Source organism: Sphingobacterium daejeonense, from assembly GCF_901472535.1.
In the GTDB taxonomy this organism is placed as follows: domain Bacteria; phylum Bacteroidota; class Bacteroidia; order Sphingobacteriales; family Sphingobacteriaceae; genus Sphingobacterium; species Sphingobacterium daejeonense.
The window spans coordinates 2,854,900-2,873,715 of the sequence record NZ_LR590470.1 but is presented as its reverse complement, the minus strand read 5'-3'; the positions used below and the strand labels follow the sequence as shown (position 1 = coordinate 2,873,715).

The following is an 18,816-nucleotide window of genomic DNA, read 5'->3' as shown; positions in this document are numbered from 1 at the left end:
AGAAAATTTATTTTAAATACTCTTTATTATACTTTGAATTTTTCGTTCGATTGAAACTTGATTGTCTAAAAATAGATAATTTCTGTTTTGGCTAAATAATAGTCTATTATTGAATCCAAATAATTTTGAGATTTGTGATGAATGTTCCGGAATGAGTTTTATTTTTATGACACCTTCCTCTTTTAACTTTCTTAGGAACATACCTAAAAAACCTTTATTCCCCTGACCTTCAATAAATTTATATTCGCTATTTAACACAGGAGGGTTACTTACTCTAATAGCATCCAGGAACTTAAAGATATAATTATGGTATTTAGGATCAAATATATCCTCAAGTGAGTTTATCTCTTTGGGGGAATCGAAAAAGCCAGGATCGACCGAATTATCTTTAAAATATTTATCGTACTTCACAGCAGTTTCGTACCACTCCATAATATTCTTTTGAATGGTGTGCCTAATTTCTATATTATAATTAGTTATCATTGTTCCAACATCTAGGATCATTAGATTTAACCAATCTAATGCCTTTCCACCATTCTCTACATAGTTGTCATATAAATACCTTAATTCTATTGTAACATTTTCGGGCTCAACTTTATTTATATAGGTAGTAAAATGAAGGTGATCATCACAATATAAAGCATAAATTAAACTGTCATCAAGTTCAAAATCTTCATATTTTTCATCTTCAAAAAGATGTTGAGTATATATATAATTACCTTTGATTGAAGTCATTAAAACTTCATTACTCTCACTATCAAGTAGACCATAGAGATCTCCATCTCCAATTCTAAGCATTGTTTCAGAACTAAATACAAATCCCCAAAAAGGAATATAATCTCTTACTTTCATAACCTATTCATTATCAAAATTTAACTTAATCTTATTCACAGCATCTTGTTTTGCTTGGTCCAAAACTTTGGTATATATCTGAGTTGTTTTCAATGATTTATGACCAAGAAGCTTGGAAACGGTGTAAATATCTGTTCCATAATGCAATTGAAGAGTGGCAAATGTATGTCTAAAATTATGAAAAGTTATATTTTTCGTTATTCCTGCAGCCCCGATCCACTGAGCAAGAAACTTATTGTTGTATGCACTATATTTAAGTCCTTTAAAGACAAGATCATTCCCTCTGGATCCTTCCTTAAGATTAAGCATTTTGTATGCTTGATCACTAATTGGCTGTCTTTCAAATTTGCCGGTTTTTTGTTGGGTGAATTCAAGGTGATAACCTAAGTCTGTTTTAACAACTTGTGCGATCCGTAACCCTTTAATATCTGAAAATCTCAATCCCGTCAATGCGCTGAACAATGCGCTTTTTTCATCAATGGATCCACACACGGTGTGTGGACTAAAGAGTTTAACTCCTCAATGGTTAAAAACTCACGATTTGAATCCTCTACTTTGATCGCTTCTACACGTGACCCCAGGTCTGATTCAATAAGTCCATCTTTATAGGCTTGCTTCAGTGCAGCTTTGAACTTAAGATAATAACTCGATGCGGTATTCCTGGATATTTTGGATGTCTTGGATCTAATTGAAGGAGCTGATAAAAGGTAATCTCTGAAATTTTCAATAAAGTTAACTGTCAGGTCTTTAAAAGTTAACTCATTAGGATGGAATGCATTTAGGTAGTCAATAGAGGTCAACCAAGTTTTATAATTGGAAGTTTTTCTCTTTTTGGCCAGCTTAAGAAAATATTTGTTAAAAGATCTTGATCCGATTTCCTGACGTCTAAGAAGCTCTTTTTCATGGCTTGCATAAATCTCAGGTTTATTTACTTCGTTTTCTCTACGAAGCCTTAATGCTTCAGCAAATGAAAGTTTCTCTCTATTGTGTTGTTTCTCTTGATCGGATTTCGGCTTAGCATAAATATAAGTCTTGATAAATTCTCTTCTAGTTTCCTTGCCATCTTTTAGAATAGCTGGATAGAAATCAAGATAAAGAGATAGCTTCCTTTTGTCTGTTAAGGGTTTGTTTCTTACTTTTACCTTTATCATGATTTTAGCTTAATAGGTTATCTATTTCTTTCTTCAGAACCAATGAGTATCTGCCCCTTTTAATTTTCTCTAATCCATTCCTTTTAATCAATTCATAAATTGCCTTTTCTGACATATTGAATTTAACCTCTATCTCATGCATAGAGTAATATTCAGGAGTCTCATCAATAATTACATGGTTCTGTTTATTTTTGACTTCATTATCTTTAAGCATCTTGTCGACATCGGATCTTTTTATAATAGTCTTTCTCTCTAATGGATTGGATGCGGTCAGTTTTCCGGTGTTAATCAATTTATAAACGTTCTGCCTGGAGCAACCTATCAATTGGCCAACCTCAGTAACTGATAGGTACTCTTTGCTTGTGATATCTTTTACATTATTTGGGGTGACCTTTATTCTTTGATTAGCAGTCTCAATGTCGGAGCTGTTGATCTTTTCGAGCTTCTGCCTTAATTTGTAATTTCTTTTTGCGCATAAATCAGAGCAAAATCTAGTCACAGTTGTTTTGGCAATAAATTCTTTGGAACAATGTTGGCAAATCCTAGTGACTTGAATATTGGAGCTCATTAAATTTAAATTAGTTTATACTTGTTTAAATAAGTAAAATATGTAAACTTTGTAAACCTAATTAGGTACAAAAAATAAATTGTAAATAAATTAGGTACATCAAAGGTACAAATATTTGATTAATTATTTGGTAATATTGATTATTTGTAATAATTTAGATAATCATTTTTAATTAGTAATCAGCTATTTTAGTGTTTATAAGTGTTTTTAAATAATCCTAAATTATCATGGTTACTTCCCGATACAAAACTTACTAAATATATTATCCAACAGATCATCTGTAGTAACTGTCCCAGTAATTTCCCCTAAGTGATGCAGCGCTTGTCTAATATCCATTGCCAGGAAATCCGATGTAATCGGGTTATCAATTCCATACAATACCTTTTCCAAAGCCTCTTGAGTATTTTGCAGAGCTTCCACATGGCGGATATTGGTTACCATGACATCATCGGTATTGATATTCGAAAGGTTAACTTGATTTAGGAGTTCTTCTTTCAGTTCTTCGATACCGATTTGGTGTTTAGCAGAAATATAGATTGGATTCAGCACGGCATATTCTTCTTTTTGAGCATCTGTGATCAGGTCAGACTTATTAATAATAGTGACAAACGGAATATTCAGTCCTTCCACGTATTCAATTTGTTCTTGCACTCCTGAGATCTGGTCTTGAGTAGGGTCGAAGAGGTAGATAATCAATCTTGCCTGTTTCATTTTTTCACGAGTTCTTTCCACGCCGATGGCCTCAACAACATCCTCGGTATGACGGATTCCTGCAGTGTCGATAAAACGGAAAGTTACACCATTGATATTGATTTCATCTTCAATCGTGTCACGTGTCGTACCCGCGATATCAGAAACAATAGCACGTTCCTCGTTCAATAAGGCATTGAGTAGGGTAGACTTACCAACATTTGGCTTGCCGGCAATAACAACTGGAACCCCATTCTTCAACACATTCCCTTGTTCAAACGAACGGATTAGTTTAGCGATAACAGCATGAATCTGCTGAATCAAAGCTTTTAATTGATCACGGTTGGCAAAACTCCACATCTTCTTCAGAGAAATCCAGTTCCAGTTCAATCAATGAAGCAAAGTGGACCAAGTCTTCGCGGAGTTTCTTTAGTTGGTTAGAGAAACCGCCACGCATCTGCTGCATTGCGATTTGATGAGATGCTGCCGAATTGGAGGCAATCAGGTCGGCTACGGCTTCAGCTTGAGAAAGATCCATTCCGCCGTTTAGGAACGCGCGTAATGTAAACTCCCCAGCACGTGCCGCTCGAGCACCTTTTTTGATCAATAGGGTAATAATTCGCTCAATAATATAAGCTGAATTATGAGTCGATATTTCAACAGTATCTTCTTTCGTATACGAATTGGGGCCGACAAAAATTGTAGCCAGAACCTCATCGATAATGCTTTCACCATCCCTAATCGTTCCGAAATGAACAGTATGAGAGGCCTGCTTTGTCAAGTCTTTACCTTTAAAGACTTCATTGACCAAAGCAATTGCTTTAGATCCTGAAAGACGAATAACAGCAATAGCACCATTAGCACCTGGAGAGGTCGCCAATGCAATAATAGTATCTTGTGAAATTAACCCTGTAGACATAAGGGCAAAGATAACAATAGTATTTAGTAGTAACTAATTCGACCCTTTGCCCTTGATGCTAAAAATTATTTTTACCTCTTAAAAACATGGTTCAAGCTGATCTGCAGATTTCCGTCTCCATCAACAACTCCTTTATGGTTGATTACTTCTTTGCGTCTTCGAAAATCTTGACAGTTACTTGTTGTCCTGGGCTTGCGTCGTCTGCGGAAACATTGCAGCCCGCACCTGAAGCATTATATGCTATAACCACATCTTTTTCCATGGCAGGTTGGTGGTAACTTCATAGTCATCGTCAAAATCTCCGTTCTCGTCGACAGTGGGTGTATACTGAATAGTAACAGGAACAGTTATGTTTCCTGTAATCTCATATCTTACATTATGGTCTTTGGGATTACCATTTTCATCTTTGCTGCATGCAGTAAATAATGATGTTGTAAGAAAAAAAATGGCAATTAAGCCAATTGTAGGTAGTGTGAATTTTATTTTTCTCATAATTAAAAATAGGAGATAGGAGGCATTAATTTTAAGGTAATTTAAAAATTACCTGTTTATAGGTAACTATTCTATATATCGTTATAAACCATCTTGTTTTGATTATTTGAATATTATTGTTATTTATGTAATAATAAACCTAACCATCCTCAATAACATGCTAAGTGATCATCGTACCTCTACCGGTTTATTATCAATCTTATGCTGTTATTAGGATTCAATTCTAGACCCTATGTGAATCAAGTTTTGTTGTTTTCTACAAATAGCTGCTTTGGCTTTACTGCTGGCTGTAATCCAACATCTTCAACAAATCAATCCAATATCTAAAAGTCTGACTCTACGGAAAATGTGGATTTGTCTAAACCCACCAATTGGCATCTCGCAATTTTGGCTTATACCTTTAGAGAGGGAACATTTTCTGAAGCTGTCGATAAGGCAAAAGAATTAGGAATTGATGAAATAGGAATTTTTCCTGGACAACAGATAGGGGCTGGGTTAGATGGTAAGATGGATTTCAACATGGACCAAGCCACCCAACTAAAGGTAAATGAACTGTTGAAAGAAAAACAGGTTAAGTTGGCAGATATTGGAGTAATCAGTCCAACAAGTAATGCCGATTGGGAAAAGCTGTTTCAATTTGCCAAGTCAATGGAAATCCCGCTTATCGTTTCAGAGCCTGAGCCTAAATTTATGGACCAGATAGAAGACCTCTGTGAGAAATATCAAATTAAGCTTGCCATCCATAACCATGCGAAACCTTCGATGTATTGGAATCCCGATTCATTGATGAGCCAGCTGGCCGATAAAAGTCCTTTGATTGGAGTATGTGCGGATGTTGGTCATTGGCTTCGTTCTGGCTTGGATCCCTTGGAAAGTTTGAAAAAAGTCGAGAGCAGATTAATGGCACTGCATTTCAAGGATGTTTCGATGGAATCTGCAGATGGCTTGGACGTAGTTTGGGGAAGCGGAAATATCCCAACCTTGGACTTGATGCAGCTGTTGAAAGAAAACAACTTCTCGGGAGTATTGTCAATCGAATATGAAGGAGATCTCAAAGAAAATCCTGCAGCCTTGAAACAGATAATGGAAATCTATAAAAACCAATTGGAACAGATAAATCTACAATAACATAGGAACTGACAACCTTAGAGAATTAATACATCATGGAAGAAAGATTTATTGGAATTGAAATTGGAGGAACCAAGCTTCAGTTGGTCGTAGGTGACTCAGAAGGGAATATAGCAGAAAGAAAACGGTATACCATTGATCCTGCTAAAGCCGCTCAGGGCATACAAGATCATATCAAAGAATGTTTGGAGTCTTGGGAACCACTGATGGAGACTATATCAGCAATTGGAATTGGATTTGGGGGGCCGGTGAATTGGAAGGATGGTACGATTCAGGTATCCCATCAGATCGATGGTTGGGAGAATTTCAATTTAAGGTCTTGGTTGGAGAATCTGACAGGAAAACCAGTCGGCATAGACAATGATGCAAATGTAGCAGCTTTGGGTGAAGCGATTTACGGTCATGGAAAGGGGAGAGATATAGTTTTTTATATGACCATAGGAAGTGGAATAGGTGGTGGCCTAGTCATTCAAAATTCGATCTATCATGGGAAAGTACCTGGAGAGGTAGAAATCGGTCATATCAGAATGGATAAATCTGGTGCAACGTTGGAGTCAAAATGTTCAGGTTGGGCAGTCAACAAACGGGTAAGGCAGTACATAGATCAAAATCCTGAAAGCATATTATCTAGTCTGTCAAAGGCAGATTATGGACCAGAAGCAACACTTTTAAAACCAGCTTTGGAAGCCGGAGATCTGGATGCAAAACAAATCGTCGAGGAAGTGGCCGATGACTTGGCATTTGCACTTTCGCATATCGTTCATCTTTTCCATCCCGACGTCCTGGTAATTGGAGGAGGGCTGTCATTGCTGGGTGATGCTCTCGCCATACCGATTGCTAAACAGCTGGACAATTATCTGTTGAAAGCATTTTTACCGGCACCTGAAATTAAAATCGCACAATTGGCGGAGGATGTGGTGCCCATTGGAGCACTTGAATTGGCAAAATCAACTTTAAAATAATCATAAGCTAACCTAATAGCTGAGGAATACCTAAACACATTTTAATTATGAAAAACTATTTAGATCATTATCTAACCGAACATAAAACAGCAATTGACTCCATTCCTTTAGATGTAGTTGAAGAAATAATTTTGAAATTTACCGAAGCATTGAAGGCTGTCCGTCAGATTTTTGTATTTGGCAACGGAGGTAGTGCCGCCAATGCCTCACATTTTATAACGGATTTGGGCAAAGGAGCTTCAGATAAAACCTTTCGTAGGTTCCGATGTATGTCTTTGAATGATAATACAGCTTGGATCACAGCGATAGGCAATGATTATTCCTACGATGATATATTTTACCGGCAATTGGAAAATTTTGCAAAAGAAGGCGATCTGGTCATGATGATGAGCGTCAGCGGAAATTCGCCAAACTTGATCAAAGCCATTGAATACTGCAAAAACAAAAATATATTCACTATCGCCCTAACCGGCAAAGCAGGAGGCAAGATAGCCGACTTGGCAGACCTTGTTCTCAAAGTCCATTCAGATCATTACGGCCGCGTAGAGGATTGCCATATGCATATCTGCCACATGATAGCCTATGCATTTATGGAGAACTGAGGTAGATACCATTAAACCCTGGAAGGGTGTAACTATTATAGACAGGTGGGGACACCTGCCACGGCGAGAAACCCCATCGGGGTAAAATGCCGGAGGCATGAAATATCTCTTAAATACCATCGGCATGTAATATCTATAGAAATGGAATTCACCTGAAACACCAACGCCATCGGTGTGGCATGTTTGTTTAAATCACAAATGAATATTTTTTGATGGCTACCGGAATTGATGGTTGGTTGGGACACCAACCACGGCCATTTCGCCACCTAATCCCAAAGGGGTGTCACTATTATAGCGAAAAATAGTTTCTTGAGCTAAAGCTCAAGAATGACAGACGCTTTTTTTAAAAAGGGGCGATTTTTTGGGGGATGTAGTTGCGGCTCGCCGCAACTACATCCTCCAAAAAATCGCCCCCTCTTCCTCTCGACATTCGTGTCATTCCACATCGAAAGATGTGGAAACTATTTTTTTAATAGCCAAAAGACATTCGACAAAGGAAGGCGAGTCATTTCGCCATGGCAGGTGGGACCATCACCCATCAGTTATAATAGTGGCAGGTGAGGTCACCAAACACGGCTCTATTCACCATGCCACCCTGAGGGGTGTAACTATTATAGCAATGATCATCCGGTTCAATTCAACCCTGTAAGGGTGTAACTATTATAGGAAAAATATAAGGCCATTGGCATATTTTCAGTGGCAGGTGAGGGCATCAACCACGGCTCTTTTCGCCATTCCGCCCCAGAGGGGTGTAACTATTATAGCAATGATTATCCGGTTCAATTCAACCCTGTAAGGGTGTAACTATTATAGACAGGTGGGGACACCTGCCACTGCGAGATACCCCATCGGGGTTAAATGCCGGAGGCATGAAATATCTCTTAAATGCCATCGGCATGTAATATCTATAGAAATGGAATTCACCTGAAACACCAACGCCATCGGTGTGGCATGTTTCTTTAAATCACAAATGAATATTTTTAAATTGCTACCGGAATTGATGGTTGGTGGGGACACCAACCATGGCTAATTCGCCATTCAACCCTGTAAGGGTGTAACTATTATAAAAAAATTCGCCTATCCAAATTCTTCAGCATATTTCACCACACCTTCAACACCTTCCAACTTCCCATCAACCAACTCTATCGCCATAAAATTCTCGCTTGGAACATCAAATGGCGGCCTTATCCCAAAACTTTCAGCCAGTTTATATCCAAATTTTGGGTAATACCCCTCATGTCCCAACACAATAACCGATTCAAAACCGAACTCCTTCGCCTTGTTATGAGCCGCAACAATCAATTTCCCACCGATACCTTGATTTTGATATTCTGGCAATACCGCTACAGGTGCCATCGCCAAACTCCCAACAACTTCCTTTCCTATAATCTTGATCTTAGTCAACAAGATATATCCAACAACCTTACCTTCAATCTCTGCTACTAAAGATAGTTCTGGAACAAAATCATCTGAACTCCTCAATCTCTCCACCAAAAATTGCTCCTGATGGTCAGTATGTCCTTCATTCTTGAAAGATTCTTTGATCAATTCAAAAACAATTGGATAGTCAGCAGGGTTTTCCTGTCGGATTATTACAGATTTGAGCATATTCAAATAAAAATTACATACATAATTACCAATAACAACAATAAAGATAATACACTTAATCTAACTGCTAAATACTTACTACTAATTACTAATCACAATGCTTACCTTTATCTCCGTCTATGGAATCAATCGCTAAATCTCCACTTACCGGCTATCAGAAGCTTGTTATCTTTATCCTTGCATTTACACAGTTTACAGTCGTACTGGACTTTATGATTATGTCGCCCATGGGGGACATGTTGATGAAAGCCATTGATCTAAAGCCTGCACAGTTTGGTGTTGCGGTCTCTGCCTATGCTTTCAGTGCCGGAGTTTCAGGATTGCTAACAGCGGGATTTGCAGATCGCTTTGACCGTAAGAAATTACTTCTTTTCTTCTACACCGGATTTATCATCGGTACATTTCTCTGCGGATTTTCTACTAACTATACCATGTTGGTGGCTGCAAGGGTGGTAACCGGCTTGTTTGGAGGAGTGATCGGGTCTATTTCCATGGCCATTATTACGGACGTATTTACCCTGGATCAAAGAGGAAGGGTAATGGGCTTTGTGCAGATGGGATTTGGAGCCAGTCAAGTTTTGGGAATTCCAATTGGCTTATACATCGGCAATGCTTGGGGTTGGCAGAGTGCCTTTTTGATGATCGCCATATTAGCTGTGTTTATCGCCATCTTGATTGCGTTGAAACTTAGATCCATCACCGAACATATAGGACTCCAAAAAAATAAATCAGCTCTTCAGCATTTATGGAGCACATTTACCCGTAGAGATTATAGAATAGGTTTTTTGGCAACTGCATTGCTGTCCATCGGTGGATTTATGATGATGCCTTTTGGAAGTGTCTTTGCCGTAAACAACCTCCATATTACTCATGAACAACTACCACAGTTATTTATGATTTCGGGTATTGCTTCGCTGGTCATCATGCCCTTGGTAGGATGGCTCAGTGATAGGTTTGACAAGTTTAAGATCTTTGCGATAGCAACCACATGGATGATGATTATGGTCTTAATCTATACCGCTTTAGGTCCTACACCTTTTGTTCTGGTAGTAGTTCTTAATATATTGATGATGATGGGTATATTAAGTCGGGTAACACCTTCCTCAGCATTGGTGTCTGCAGTTCCGGACAAAGAGGATCGCGGAGCATTTATGAGCGTAAGTGCTTCCTTACAGCAGATGTCAGGAGGGATTGGAGCAATTATCGCGGGGATGATTATCGTTCAACAAACACCAGAAAGCCCATTGGAACATTATACAACCATGGGATATATTGTCGTTGTAATCAGTATCCTGACCATTGTAATGATGTATAGCGTAAGTAAAATTGTGAAAAGGAAATATGTGAATAAAATCACATAAATACTTATCTTATACCATGCTAAAACATCTTTTCCTATATCTCATCATATCTGTTATTTCATTTTCTGCCTTTTCACAAGGTACTCCAGAGGATTATAAGCGTTCAGAATTTGTAAAAAGACGTTTGGCTCAAGGTCTGGATAATGATGTAATTCAAATAAATTGGAGCGAGAAAGGGGATGTTTTTTGGTACGAGAAAAATGGTCAAGGCCGTCGAGAGTTAATCATCGTTGATCCTGTCGCCAAGACAAAGGGTGATTTATTCCCATTAAATGACCTGCAGAATGCCTTGTTTGTAGAACTAAAATCCAACATTGACCCTTATTTTTTCCAGAAAGGTGTTCCTAAGTTAGTAGACCGGGATACAGTGAAATTTCAGTATGATGGTTTCCATTGGAAATGGGACCGTAGCAAAAAAGTATTGGCTAAACTTGATTCAGTAGACCAAAAACCTATGGGTTATTGGGGACATCGAATTGATGAAAGAAAAGGCAATCCTGTTGAATCTCCTGACAAGTCCAAAATCGCTTATCTAAAGGATTTTAATATCTATATTGCAGATAAGGGTAAGGAAAATTCAGAACAACAAATCACCAAAGATGGTACTGAAGATTTCTTTTATTCTTCGATGATTTTATGGTCGCCTGATGGAAAGAAAATCTCTAGTTCAAAGGTACAGAAAGCTAAAGTTCGAAAACTCACTTTGATAGAATCATCGCCGATAGATCAGTTGCAGCCGAAGGTTCATACAAAAGATTATATAAAGCCAGGAGACACCCTGAGTCAATATTTTCCAATTGTTTATAATTTGGAAACTAAAAAGTTATGGACGGTAGATAAAGCGATGGTTGATAATCAATTTGCATTGTATGCATTAGATTGGAGACAGGATAGCCATGCTGTTTCCTTTGAATACAACAAGCGCGGACATCAACAGTATTCAATTATGGAGTTGGATGCAAATACGGGAATAACTACAACTGTATTAAATGAAACCAGTAAAACCTTCATAGATTATTCTGGCAAGAAATTCCGCTATGACCTAAATGATGGCAAAGAAATAATTTGGGCATCGGAAAGGGACGGCTGGAACCATTTATATCTGATTGATGGAAATAATGGTGAAGTTAAAAAACAACTTACCAAAGGAGACTGGGTAGTACATCGTGTTTTGAAGGTGGATGAGAAACAAAAGAAGATTTTCTTTACTGCATCTGGAATGAATAAAGACGAAGACCCTTATTTCATCCATTATTATTCCATGAATTTGGATGGAACTAATCTAAAAGACCTGAGTCCTGAGTTGGCAAATCATGAAGGGACTTTCAGTAGAGATTATAGTTATTTTGTTGACAGATATTCCAAAATCGATCAGGCTCCTGTCACTGTTTTAAGAAACTCTGCAGGCGAAGTAGTAATGGATATAGAAAGATCTAATTTAAATAATTTCAGTGATATAGGCTGGAAGCCTGCTGAAGTATTTACTTCCAAAGCAAGAGACGGAAAGACGGATATCTGGGGGATTATTATTAGACCTACTAACTTTGATGCTAACAAGAAATATCCGGTAATTGAATATATTTATGCGGGACCCCATAGTTCATTTGTTCCAAAATCTTTTTATGCGAATCCTTCGGGGATGCAGGATTTGGCCGAACTTGGTTTTATTGTAGTGCAGATTGATGGAATGGGCACTTCTAATCGTTCAAAGGCTTTTCATGATGTGGCATGGAAAAACCTAAAAGATGCTGGTTTCCCTGACCGCATTCTGTGGATGAAGGCAGCAGCTGCAAAATACCCATACATGGACTTGGAACGCGTAGGCATTTACGGCACCTCAGCGGGGGGACAAAGTGCAGCAGGGGCGCTATTGTTTCATCCTGAATTTTATAAGGTTGGTGTAGCATCTTGTGGATGCCATGACAATAGAATGGATAAGATATGGTGGAACGAACAATGGATGGGATGGCCTATAGGAAAACATTACGAAGAATGTTCTAATGTTGTAAATGCCAATAGGTTAAAAGGAAAGCTGATGCTGATAGTAGGAGAGCTAGACGATAATGTAGATCCTGCCTCGACCTATCAATTTTCGAATGCATTGATCAGAGCCAATAAGGACCATGAGTTGGTTGTAATCCCCGGAATGGGACATTCATCAGGCGGCGAATACGGCGAAAAGAAAAGAAGAGATTTCTTTGTGAGACATCTTTATCCGTAGCCTGGTCCGGTCCTTGGGCTTCGACTCCGCTCAGCCACCGGACCGAAGGGCGGTCCCTGAACTTCGACTCCGTCCGTGAGGGGAGCCTCAGCCGGTCGCTGCGTTGTTTGTTCTTCGACTCTGCTCAGGAACCGAGTTGAAACCAGGGGTCGAAGGGCAAGCCACTACAACTTACCAACCCAGCCAATAATTCACTTTCAGCATAAACGTATTCGTTGGAGCAATTCCCCAGATCTGGTCGATGTTAGAGCCCCAACCCGGTTGATAGATCGGCATTCTTCCCGAACGATTGTGCTCCCAAACAAGATAAACCGTAGAACCTGGCATATATTCCCAACGGGCAACTAAATTAGACCTGAATTCATTGAAACTGAAATTGGGATCTTTAAACGTTCCTGATGCATTCGGATTGCTGATGTTATAAATTGCCATCTGTCGAATTGATTTCATCAGGTGTAAATTCTTGGAAACGATCCGAATAGTTGCTCGCTAATGTGTTTGTAGCGTATTTAAATCGATCATACTGTGCAACAGAAGTGAATGGGGATCCGTAATATTGAATGGAAAGGTCAGGGGTAATATTCCCTTGAAGCCTAAAGGTAAATCCATAAGTTTCCTGGCGCATTCTGCCCATTATATAAGATTCAGGTACGTCGGCTTGCTGAGCATCCGAAACGGTGGCAACATATTGAAGGTTATCCTTGTTCCAAGCATAATTGAATTGAGTTACTAAATGGATATGGTTGCCAATTCTAAAAGTCAAGGAAGGTCTGATTTGATTATATCTGGTTTCACCATCCAAGAAATGCTTTCCATCGTAATCTACTTTTAGAAATACACGCTTTGCACGGTCAGAATTCATGGAAAAAGTATGGGTGAAGTTGGGATTATACCTTAGGTCATAACCACCCCTTAGCATACGGCTATCCACAGTATTCCAACTGAATGCCTCTTTAAGATCCATTTCTATACGTCTTTTGATCGTTAGGCTGCGAAATCTCACCGCCAGATTGTTGTCCATGGATTTTCCGCCATAGTTCCATACATTTCTTTGGGTCAGCGTTATGCCAGCAGCTCTAAATGGTCCCAAGGATCGGTCTTTCGAAATGCTAGTTCTGTTTCATTGAGTTTATAGTCAGTTTGTTTAAGGTACCCGACCTCATTGAGATCAAATCCTGGCGATGACCAACTAAAGGTTTCAGCATAGGTCCACTGCGCATTACCTTTTTTACCAGCTTTGATATAACCGCCAGTTCCGCTTAAGGATCTGGCATCCGGATTCATTTGTAAGTATTCAGCACCTGATTTCCTTTGATAAAAATGAGTAGCATTGTTTTTGATCGCCATAATGGCCTCCGAAGAGCCGGATAGGGTGCTGGCCATAGCCTTGGTTTCCACATAATATAACCTATTGGAAAAGTATTTGGTAAAGTCTACTCCAGCGGAAAAGGCATCTTTGACAAGGAAATTCTCTAAATGTGGTTCGCTCAGGTTTCGGTTAACAGAGGTGATCATCCCGCCAAGGAGAGTATTTCCGTCCCAATTTTTCTGAACTCGGGCAACCGTATAATTCGTCAGCGGTTCAGTCTGAATTTTTTCTTCTCCTGTTCCTAGATTAGTTACCTTTTGGGATGTTCTGGCAGTAATACTTTCAAGAATTCCTATGGTGAGTCCTTTTCTGTTCGTTCCGGTAAGTTTCATGGCGCCAAGGATAGGGACAAAATCGGTTGTACTGGCAAAAACATACTCATTGTCAACATTTGGGACCTGATAGCGAGGTCTTGAACCTATTCTTCGGGAATAGAACATCATTCCGCCTTCGTTATTGTCAAATTCCAAGATATGTTTACCTTCGAGGAAGAAAGGTCGCTTTTCTTCATAGAATACCTCATAGGCAGTTAGGTTCATTACAGAAGGGTCCAATTCAACTTGCCCATAATCGGGATTGATGGAAAGATCCATGGTATAATCTGAGATGGCAAATTTTGCATCCAGACCAGCATTTGGTTTCCAACGGTTTCCGTCTTGATATGGGCTATTGGCAATCTTTGGCTCTCGGATCAATTTGGTCATGACATAGGGCAGAAATTCGATGCCTTTAGGTTTCGGTAAATCTTGCATACCCTGCATGGTGCCGAATGAAAAAACGTGACCGTTATTTTTGATCGGAATCATACTCCAATTCTGTACTTCATTATTTTTGCGAATAATTCTTCGCACGTGCAAGCCCCAGATTCCGTCATCATTCTTTTGATTATATCGGATTTGATTGAATGGAATCCTCAATTCTGCAGTCCAGCTCGAATCTGCCAAATCCTGATGAGTTCTACCTTCCCAAACGGCATTCCAGCTGAGGTTAACAGACAATTTATCCGTTACTGTAAGATCAGTCTTGTTGCCGCCTAGATTGATGTTAAACTCAACAGCAGCCCGATAATCATGGTAGGGGTCAAATGCAATGGAAATTAAATCACCATTGCTGTTATCATCCCGATTACCAATAAAGGCATTCATGGTTTCGGGGTGAATATCCTTACAATAGACTCCGACATAGATGTTCTTGTCATCGAAAAAGATTTTCATTTTTGTCCATGACCCCGTATATGCTCTTTCAAAGGGAATAACCTGCGAGAATTTTTCGGACCATTCGCCCTGATTTTTCCAGATGTCTTCATCCAATTTACCATCGATCCTAGGTTGGTCGGATGATATTTTGGTAGCTTTATAATCGCGTTTATAAGCATCTTCGAATGAAACTACAGGTTTTCGCTCGTCTTGGGAATAGGAAGAAATAAAAGAAATAATGAAAATAAACGACAAAAAGTATTTCATTGTTGGTTTTAAGGGTTTTGATTGATTGTGCCAAATGTAGGAAAATAGTTTTAGATGGAGAACCCTTGAATAAGAGATGTTATTTTGCAGTTTCCACCAAAATCCCTATCTTAATATATTAAACCTCAATAAACCCAATTACTTACATGAAAGACGTAAACCTTAACCGTAGGCAATTTATTATAGGAGCCGGAGCCTTGTTGTCATTATCAGCTCTTCAAAATGCCGGCTTTGCTAAAGAAATATTAAAGTCTCGCAAAGTTGCGCTGATAGGTGCTGGTTGGTATGGAAAGAGTGATTTGTTCAGGCTGCTACAGGTTGCAGATGTGGAGGTTGTTGCCGTTTGCGATGTAGACAAGAAACATCTGGATGAAGCGGCGACCTTGATTTCTCAAAAACAGAAATCCAAAAAGGAGCCCAAGAAATATGCAGATTATAGACAATTGCTGAAGGAAAACAAGCCTGATGTGGTGTTAGTGGGAACTCCCGACCACTGGCATGCTTTAATTGCAATTGCAGCGATTGAAAACGGAGCTCATGTATACCTGCAGAAACCAATAAGCGTGGATGTATTGGAAGGAGAGGCAATAGTGGCTGCTGCGCGTAAACACGACAGGAAAGTTCAGATCGGAACCCAAAGGAGAAGTACGCCACATATGATAGATGCCAAGGATAACATCATTGGCAAAGGGTTGTTGGGCAAGATTTCCCATGTAGAGATGTGCTGCTATTATCATATGAAAAGTAATGCAAATCCACCTGAGGAGCCAGTTCCAGCATTTTTGGATTATGAAATGTGGACTGGACCAGCGCCACTTAGGCCATACGATGGTTTGCCACATGGAGGTTGGTGGCGAGCATTTATGGAGTATGGAAATGGAATTACTGGGGATATGTGCGTCCATATGTTCGATACGGTGCGCTGGATGCTGAATTTGGGCTGGCCAAAGAAAATATCTGCCACAGGAGGGACGTATGTGCAGAAAGAAGCAAAATCCAATATTGCTGATACCCAAACTGCGATCTTTGAATATGATGAACTGGAATGTGTATGGAACCACAGAACATGGGGAACCGCTGCCGATCCAGAATTTCCATGGGCATTTGTGATCTATGGAGATAAGGGAACATTAAAGGGGAGTACCATGAAATGGGAATTTATCCCTACAAAAGGAGATAAGATCGTAAGGGACGTAGTCTACGAGAAGGAACAATTTCCAGAAGATTTAAAAGAACCTAGAATAGAACTGAATGCTGCACCAGCAACGAGAGGTCAGATGAAAAATCTACTTTCAGCGATTGACAATAATCACTTGCCTGTTGCTGATGTGTTGGAAGGGCATATCTCATCTGCTTCCTGTATCTTGGCAAATATATCCATGGAGTTGGGAAGGCCATTGGTATATGATCCTGAAAAGAAAATTTGTGTAGGCGATGAAGAAGCTACAGCTAGGTTAAAAAGAAACTATAGAGCTCCGTGGAAACACCCGTATCCTTATCAAGGAGCTTAAACAATACTATTTATGTTGTTTTGAATGGCCTGAAAGAGTTTTTTAAAGCTATGCTTAAGCTCTTCAGGCTCTTCTATTTTTATGTTGTCACCAAACATCATCAGCCAACGTGGGAATTCTTCCTCAATATCCCTGCACTCGAACGTCATCTCTATTTTGTCTCCAGATTTACGCTCTGATTTATACCCATAATTGTTTCTTTGCCAGCGTATATAAGGCGCAAACTCACGGGTAACTGTTATTTTAGAGGTTATCTTTGGTAATTCTGGATGCTTTTGACTACTTAAATATTCATCCATCGGAATATGGATTTTACTAAAAGGTATCTCAGAAGAAGTAATATCATCGATCCTGTCACTTCTAAACTGTCTGAAATCATGTCTTTGCAAACAATAGGCGACTATATACCAATATCCAATTTCATGGACTATACCTATCGGTTCTATAACCCTATGCTGCGCTTCGTCGTCTTTTATTCCTTGATACAGAATCGTAATTTGCTTTTTATTGGCTATTGCCTCGATGGCAGTACTCAAAACATGAGGAACTTTTTCTGGAAAGATAGGAACATGCTGTTTTCGCATGATGATCTGATCCTGCATATTGGTCACCAAATCTTGGTCATGGCTTTTGAGGATTGCCTTTATTTTCATCAGTGCTGAAGCATATTGCGCAGCACTCGTTTGATCCAAGTATTTCTCCGCCAGCTTCTCGGTCGCTACAAAACACAGCGCTTCCTCTTTACTAAAGGTTACTGGCGGCAACCTATAGCCATCCATAATGCTGTAGCCCATTCCCGCCTCACCAATAAGGGGAACTCCAGCTTGCTCCAAACTTTTGATATCTCTATAGATTGTCCTGAGACTGACATCAAATCGATCTGCTAATTCCTGAGCTTTAACTATACGCTTAGATTGAAGTTGAATCAGGATCTCCACAATTCGGTCAAATCTTTTCTTAATATCTATAGACATAGTTTACAGAGTTATATATCGCTTAATTTAAAGGTATCCTTTAATCGGATTCCTTTTTCAGTATATTGAAGTGTGGCACATTCATGAACAGAATCATGCTCCAAAAACATAATGTATTCGTTGTCTACAATCTCTTTCCAATAATCTTGTCTTTCTTGCATAGTTACCAAGGGTCTAACATCATAACCCATTACATAAGCTATTGGGATATGACCAACCGAAGGCAGCAGATCCGCCATATAAAGTATTGTTTTTCCTTTATATTGTATTTGAGGCAACATCATTGCTTCAGTATGTCCATATGCAAAACGCATATCAATCTCAGAATCGTATTGAGGACTGTTGATATCAATAAAATTCAATTGCCCACTTTCTTGAATCGGAAGGATATTTTCTTTTAGAAACGAAGCTTTCTCTCGTGGATTTGGGTTAACCGCCCATTCCCAATGATCTTTATTGGACCAATATCTCGCATTTTTGAATGCAGGCAATAACTTCTCACCTTCACGGACGATCGCACCACCGCAATGGTCAAAATGTAGATGAGTCAGGATGACATCGGTTATATCATCACGATGAAAACCTAATTTATTCAAGGATTTGTCTAAGGTGTCATCGCCGTGCATATAATAATGGCTAAAGAACTTTTCATCTTGTTTGTCTCCAATTCCGGTATCCACCAATGTAAGTCTTTTGCCGTCTTCAATCAGCATCAAGCGAGTTGCCCAAGTACATAAGTTACGCTCATCAGGAGGATTGGTCCTTTGCCAAATACTCTTTGGAACAACACTAAACATAGCGCCACCATCCAATTTAAAGAATCCCGTATCTATAGAATGTAGTTTCATAATCCTTCCTTTTCTATAAAAATGATGTTTTCTGACGTCTAAATCAAGGGAAAAGATGAATTCAAAGGAAATCAGTACTTTAACAGTAATGATGGTA

General features: G+C 39.1%; 17 protein-coding genes and 1 pseudogene. 6 read left to right on the top strand and 12 right to left on the bottom strand.

Annotation, left to right across the window (positions count from 1 at the left end; all coding sequences use genetic code 11):
* Positions 1–12: 12 nt before the first annotated feature.
* From FGL31_RS13925 to FGL31_RS13900, 6 genes and pseudogenes are all read right to left on the bottom strand, one after another.
* Positions 13–852 carry a hypothetical protein gene (locus tag FGL31_RS13925; protein WP_138092292.1) on the bottom strand — a complete coding sequence of 280 codons (840 nt, stop codon included), beginning with the start codon at positions 850–852 and terminating at the stop codon, positions 13–15.
* Between the two features lie 3 nt (positions 853–855).
* Positions 856–1,314, bottom strand: a complete 459-nt coding sequence (locus FGL31_RS13920) for a site-specific integrase (RefSeq protein ID WP_197734275.1) — start codon at positions 1,312–1,314, stop codon at positions 856–858.
* Positions 1,299–2,003 carry a phage integrase SAM-like domain-containing protein gene (locus FGL31_RS13915; protein WP_138092288.1) on the bottom strand — a complete coding sequence of 235 codons (705 nt, stop codon included), beginning with the start codon at positions 2,001–2,003 and terminating at the stop codon, positions 1,299–1,301. Before FGL31_RS13915 ends, FGL31_RS13920 begins: the two co-directional genes overlap by 16 nt.
* A gap of 4 nt (positions 2,004–2,007) precedes the next feature.
* A complete protein-coding gene (locus tag FGL31_RS13910) occupies positions 2,008–2,502 on the bottom strand; it encodes a helix-turn-helix domain-containing protein (protein ID WP_197734274.1) in 495 nt (164 codons plus the stop codon).
* Positions 2,503–2,802: 300 nt separating this feature from the next.
* Positions 2,803–4,180: pseudogene (gene mnmE, locus FGL31_RS13905) on the bottom strand (tRNA uridine-5-carboxymethylaminomethyl(34) synthesis GTPase MnmE).
* A gap of 240 nt (positions 4,181–4,420) precedes the next feature.
* A complete protein-coding gene (locus FGL31_RS13900; RefSeq protein WP_138092284.1) occupies positions 4,421–4,672 on the bottom strand; it encodes a hypothetical protein in 252 nt (83 codons plus the stop codon).
* 354 nt (positions 4,673–5,026) lie between these two features.
* Between FGL31_RS13900 and FGL31_RS13895 the strand changes: the two genes are divergently transcribed.
* Genes FGL31_RS13895 through FGL31_RS13885 form a run of 3 tightly spaced genes read left to right on the top strand, consistent with a single transcriptional unit; the run spans position 5,027 to position 7,364 of the window.
* Positions 5,027–5,800: a sugar phosphate isomerase/epimerase family protein gene (locus tag FGL31_RS13895; RefSeq protein WP_232046760.1), complete on the top strand. Its 774-nt coding sequence runs from the start codon at positions 5,027–5,029 to the stop codon at positions 5,798–5,800.
* A 35-nt stretch (positions 5,801–5,835) separates the two neighbouring features.
* Positions 5,836–6,762 (top strand): ROK family protein, encoded by a 927-nt coding sequence (locus tag FGL31_RS13890; protein ID WP_138092280.1) that lies wholly within the window; start codon positions 5,836–5,838, stop codon positions 6,760–6,762.
* Between the two features lie 47 nt (positions 6,763–6,809).
* On the top strand, positions 6,810–7,364 hold the full coding sequence (locus FGL31_RS13885; protein ID WP_138092278.1) for a D-sedoheptulose-7-phosphate isomerase: 555 nt from the start codon (positions 6,810–6,812) through the stop codon (positions 7,362–7,364).
* A gap of 1,077 nt (positions 7,365–8,441) precedes the next feature.
* Here FGL31_RS13885 and FGL31_RS13880 read toward each other — a convergent pair.
* Positions 8,442–8,972 carry a GNAT family N-acetyltransferase gene (locus FGL31_RS13880; protein ID WP_138092276.1) on the bottom strand — a complete coding sequence of 177 codons (531 nt, stop codon included), beginning with the start codon at positions 8,970–8,972 and terminating at the stop codon, positions 8,442–8,444.
* Positions 8,973–9,091: 119 nt separating this feature from the next.
* Here FGL31_RS13880 and FGL31_RS13875 point away from each other — a divergent pair, with 119 nt between their 5' ends.
* Both FGL31_RS13875 and FGL31_RS13870 read left to right on the top strand, forming a co-directional pair.
* On the top strand, positions 9,092–10,333 hold the full coding sequence (locus tag FGL31_RS13875) for an MFS transporter (RefSeq protein ID WP_138092274.1): 1,242 nt from the start codon (positions 9,092–9,094) through the stop codon (positions 10,331–10,333).
* Positions 10,334–10,349: 16 nt separating this feature from the next.
* Positions 10,350–12,554: a S9 family peptidase gene (locus FGL31_RS13870; protein WP_138092272.1), complete on the top strand. Its 2,205-nt coding sequence runs from the start codon at positions 10,350–10,352 to the stop codon at positions 12,552–12,554.
* 171 nt (positions 12,555–12,725) lie between these two features.
* On the opposite strand, the gene FGL31_RS28080 is transcribed toward FGL31_RS13870, so the two are convergent.
* Genes FGL31_RS28080 through FGL31_RS28070 form a run of 3 tightly spaced genes read right to left on the bottom strand, consistent with a single transcriptional unit; the run spans position 12,726 to position 15,386 of the window.
* Positions 12,726–12,986: a DUF5916 domain-containing protein gene (locus FGL31_RS28080; protein ID WP_197734273.1), complete on the bottom strand. Its 261-nt coding sequence runs from the start codon at positions 12,984–12,986 to the stop codon at positions 12,726–12,728.
* Positions 12,973–13,644, bottom strand: coding sequence for a DUF5916 domain-containing protein (locus FGL31_RS28075; RefSeq protein WP_197734272.1), 672 nt, complete (start codon positions 13,642–13,644; stop codon positions 12,973–12,975). Before FGL31_RS28075 ends, FGL31_RS28080 begins: the two co-directional genes overlap by 14 nt.
* Positions 13,617–15,386: a DUF5916 domain-containing protein gene (locus FGL31_RS28070; RefSeq protein ID WP_197734271.1), complete on the bottom strand. Its 1,770-nt coding sequence runs from the start codon at positions 15,384–15,386 to the stop codon at positions 13,617–13,619. Before FGL31_RS28070 ends, FGL31_RS28075 begins: the two co-directional genes overlap by 28 nt.
* A 146-nt stretch (positions 15,387–15,532) precedes the next feature.
* Between FGL31_RS28070 and FGL31_RS13860 the strand changes: the two genes are divergently transcribed.
* Positions 15,533–16,897, top strand: coding sequence for a Gfo/Idh/MocA family protein (locus FGL31_RS13860; protein WP_138092270.1), 1,365 nt, complete (start codon positions 15,533–15,535; stop codon positions 16,895–16,897).
* Here FGL31_RS13860 and FGL31_RS13855 read toward each other — a convergent pair.
* Positions 16,894–17,871: a helix-turn-helix transcriptional regulator gene (locus FGL31_RS13855; protein WP_138092268.1), complete on the bottom strand. Its 978-nt coding sequence runs from the start codon at positions 17,869–17,871 to the stop codon at positions 16,894–16,896. The genes FGL31_RS13860 and FGL31_RS13855 overlap by 4 nt on opposite strands.
* 11 nt (positions 17,872–17,882) lie before the next feature.
* Positions 17,883–18,719, bottom strand: a complete 837-nt coding sequence (locus tag FGL31_RS13850) for an MBL fold metallo-hydrolase (protein ID WP_138092266.1) — start codon at positions 18,717–18,719, stop codon at positions 17,883–17,885.
* Positions 18,720–18,816 lie beyond the last annotated feature (97 nt).